Raw genomic sequence first — 1870 nt, forward strand, 5'->3', positions numbered from 1 at the left:
GGCTCGTCGAGCGGCCGACGCTCGCGTGGTTCGGGGCGCTCGACCGGTGGCTGTTCGGGCCGCGGCCGACGCCGGGCCCGAGTGCCGCCGTGTGTCAGATTGAGAAGACGCCGTGGCGGCCGGCCGGTGGGGATTGGTCACCACTCGGACAGTATTTCTGGCCCCGAGCAGTGTTGCGTCGGCCGGAGTGACGTCGTGGAGCAGGTGCGGGCTTTGCCGCCGGCCGGATCGGTCTCGGGTCCCCGCCTCGCCGGGGGCACGGCGGTCGGCCCGTCCAGCGGCACGCTCGCGGACCTGTGGGGCTCGGCACGGCGGCGCTGGTCTTGGATCGCGGCGGGCGCGCTGCTGGCAGCCTGCCTCGGCGCGCTCTTCGCCCTGCGCCAGTCACCGAGCTACCGGGCGAGCGTCGAGATCCTGATCGACCCGCAGGCGCTGCAGATCGTGGGGCGCGGCCTCTCCAGGCCGGACACGCCGCCGCAGCTCGACTTCGCCAATCTCGAGAGCCAGTCGCTGATCCTGCTCTCCGCCAAGGTGCTGGAGCGCGTGGTCGCGCAGTTGAACCTCGGCGAGGATCCGGTCCTGACCCGCGGGGCCAAGCCCGGCGCCGACCGGGCCGGCCTGGCGCTCGAGGCCCTGCGCAAGCGCCTCATCGTGCGCCGGGTCGAGACCTCGCTGATCTTCCAGCTCACCGCGACCTACCCGGAGCCGCGCCGGGCCGCCGAGATCGCCAACACGATCGCGGCCGTCTATTTCGAGGTCTCGGCCGGCGACCGGCTCGCCGCGGTCCGGCGCGCCAACGAGACCCTGCTGACCCAGCTCAACGACCTGCGCGGCCAGCTCGACCGGGCCGACCTCGCGGTCGAGCGCTACCGGGCCGACAAGGGGCTGATCGGCTCGGGCGAGTCGGGCCTCCTCGTCTCGCAGCAGCTGCGCGACCTCTACGGGCAGATCACCACCGCGGAGGCCGAACTCGCCCGGCTCTCGGGCCGGCGCGAGAAGGCCAAGGCCTGGGCCGCGGCCGACGGCCCGCCCGCGACGCCGGAGGCGGGCGCCTCCGCGGTGATGATCTCGCTGCGCGCGCAGCACGCCCAGAGCACGCAGGAGATCGCCCAGCTCTCGCGCAGCCTCGGCCAGAACCACCCGCAGATGATCGCCCTCGCCGCCCAGCGCGCCGCGACCGTCCGGCTGATCGCCGCGGAGGCCGACCGCATCCGCCGCACCATCGACGAGGACGTGCGCCGCGCCGAGGAGGGCCTGAAGCACCTGCGCAAGCGGGCCGAGGCACTCGTCACCTCGCAGACCAGCAGCAACGAGGAGGGCATCCGCCTGCGCCAGCTCGAGAGCGAGGCCGAGGCGATCCGGCGGACCTACAACCTCGTGCTCGGCCGCACCAAGGACCTCGAGCAGCAGGAGATGATCAACCCGAGCAACTCGCAGATCGTCTCCAGGGCCGTGCCGCCGCTGAAGCCCTCGGACACGCCGATGCCGATCGTCGCGGCCGCCGGCGCCCTGCTCGGCGCGGTGCTCGGGCTCGCCGCCGGCTTCCTGTTCGACCTCTGGCGCGGGACCTTCGCCTCGGCCGCCGCCCTCACCGCCTCCGGGCTGCCGGTCTGGGCGCGGCTGCCGGTGCCGCGCCGCGCCGGGCAGGACGGCCCCGACGCCGACCAGGCCCTCGTGGCGGTGGCCCGCGAGCTGCGCGACCGCCTCGCCGCCCGGCCGGGGGCGACGATCACCGTGGCCTCGGAAGGGCTGGGCGCGGAGCGCCTGCGCACCGCCCACGTCCTGACCGAACTGCTGATCCGCCTGGGCGCGCCGACGCGCCTCGTCCCCGGGACGCTGCGCCCGCAGCGGAGCGCGACCGAGCCCGCCC

At 75.1% G+C, this 1870-nt stretch carries 2 protein-coding genes; both read left to right on the forward strand.

From position 1 onward, the window contains the following. Positions 1-191, forward strand: a 191-nt coding sequence (locus AX737_RS35100) for a hypothetical protein (protein WP_210173124.1), incomplete at its 5' end; no start/stop codon positions are given. A 4-nt stretch (positions 192-195) separates the two neighbouring features. After that, positions 196-1870 (forward strand): GumC family protein (locus AX737_RS02075; RefSeq protein ID WP_066918622.1); only part of this gene is annotated, 1675 nt, incomplete at its 3' end.

The organism is Methylobacterium sp. CCH5-D2 (assembly GCF_001556475.1).
Lineage (GTDB): Bacteria > Pseudomonadota > Alphaproteobacteria > Rhizobiales > Beijerinckiaceae > Methylobacterium > Methylobacterium hispanicum.